Origin of the sequence: Candidatus Magnetaquicoccus inordinatus (assembly GCF_004217665.1) — a bacterium.
Taxonomy (GTDB): domain Bacteria; phylum Pseudomonadota; class Magnetococcia; order Magnetococcales; family Magnetaquicoccaceae; genus Magnetaquicoccus; species Magnetaquicoccus inordinatus.
Genome location: NZ_RXIU01000377.1, coordinates 1 through 1898, shown reverse-complemented (window position 1 = coordinate 1898; position 1898 = coordinate 1). Strand labels below are relative to the sequence as shown.

Here is a 1898-nt window from a genome sequence, read left to right as displayed (position 1 = left end):
CGGCGATGAAATATGAAAGCGGTAGCGGTTGGCCCAGTTTTTTTGCGGTCATCGAGGGGAGCGTGGACACCAAAACCGATTACCATCTGTTGATGCCGCGTACCGAATACCATTGTGCGCGCTGTGGCGGTCATCAAGGACATCTTTTTCCCGATGGACCACAACCGACTGGCATGCGTTATTGCAATAACGGTTTGGCACTGCATTTTATCCCGGCAGAGGGATAATAAGGATGGCTGAGCACGCCTCTTCGGAACCCCCTTTGGGCTTTGAGCATAGCTACCAGAGCCTGCCAGAACATTTCTATAGCCGCTTGTCTCCCGAACCGGTCGCGCAACCACAGTTGTTGCTGCTCAATGAGGAGCTGGTAGAGGCTTTTTCCTGGGACAGGGAGATGTTGCGGCAGAGAGCTGCGCAGTGGTTTTCGGGAAACCGTTTGCCTGGTGATGCCTCACCAATTGCTTTGGCCTATGCAGGAGATCAGTTTGGCCAGTTTGTGCCGCAGTTGGGGGATGGGCGGGCCCATCTGCTCGGTGAGGTGGTGGATCGGCAAGGCAAACGCTATGATCTGCAGTTGAAAGGAAGTGGTCGTACACCCTACTCCCGACGTGGTGATGGGCGCGCCTGTTTGGCCCCGATGTTGCGCGAATATCTGGTTTCCGAGGCGATGCACGCTTTGGGGATTCCGAGCAGTCGTTCATTGGCGGTGGTGGCGACTGGTGAGTGGGTGATGCGCGAACAGCCGTTAGCCGGAGCGGTTTTGACCCGTGTGGCGGCCAGTCATCTGCGGGTGGGCACAATACAATATTTTGCGGCGCGGCAGGATTGGTCCGGGGTGCGGATGTTGGCAGAATATACCCTCAACCGCCACTATCCGGAGTGGTGTGCGACCACGACACCCTGTTTGGATCTTTTGCAGGTGGTGAGCGACCGGCAGGCACGCCTGCTCGCCCAATGGCTGCAGGTGGGTTTTATCCATGGGGTGATGAATACAGACAATATGACCCTCTCGGGTGAGACCATCGACTACGGCCCCTGTGCCTTTATGGATCTCTATGATCCGGCAACCGTGTTCAGTTCCATTGACCATTGGGGGCGCTATGCCTATGGCAATCAACCGGCAATGGCAACCTGGAATCTGCGGCGTTTGGCAGAGGCGCTTTTGCCTGTGATCGAGGCAGAGCTGCCCGGGCAAGGGCGCCAGCGGGCTCAGACAATCCTGACCACCTTTCCCGAGCTGTTGCAGGAGTATTGGATGCAGGGGATGCGTGACAAATTGGCCTTGCCTGGCAAAGAGGCTGGAGATGGTGCGTTGATTGAGGAGCTGTTGGCAATCATGTATCGGGGCAAGGCCGATTATACCTTAACCTTTCGCCGATTGGCAGATGCGCTTGCGGCAGGCGAGAGAGGAGTGGCGGAGTGGTGCGCAGCCTTTACCGATCCGCAAGAGGCGCGCCAGTGGTTTGCGGAGTGGCTGGTTCGCCTCAGAGAGGATAGACGAAGCGATGCCGAGCGGGTTGCCGCACTCAACGGGATAAACCCTCTCTATATTCCGCGCAATTATTTGGTAGAGGAGGCGTTGTCGGCTGCTGTGGCAGGTGCTTGGCAGCCTTTCCAGCAACTGTTCCGTGTGCTGCGCAACCCTTTTCAAGAGCAGGAGGGAATGGCGCGTTATAGTGCCCCCCCACCTGCCTCTTGGGGTGATTATCAGACCTTTTGTGGCACCTGAGAGTGGCCATGCGCCGTGCTAGCCCAGTCTTTGCGGCCTGCATGCGTTTTAGGTAACTGTTCACCACCCAACACGACTGCGGGTCCAGGGAGGGCACCTCCCTGGCCGGGTCCAGGGATGGAATCCCTGGGATTTTGTTTTTAATCTTTTGCCCTTGGCGCGCCTTTCA

The 1898-nt window shown here is 57.2% G+C and carries 2 protein-coding genes; both read left to right on the top strand.

Annotated features, from left to right (window positions below; translation table 11 throughout):
* A partial coding sequence (locus tag EJP87_RS15800; RefSeq protein ID WP_130472812.1) for a peptide-methionine (R)-S-oxide reductase occupies window positions 1–227 on the top strand: 227 nt, incomplete at its 5' end.
* Window positions 228–232: 5 nt separating this feature from the next.
* Window positions 233–1729, top strand: coding sequence for a protein adenylyltransferase SelO (locus EJP87_RS15795; RefSeq protein WP_130472811.1), 1497 nt, complete (start codon window positions 233–235; stop codon window positions 1727–1729).
* Window positions 1730–1898: the final 169 nt, after the last annotated feature.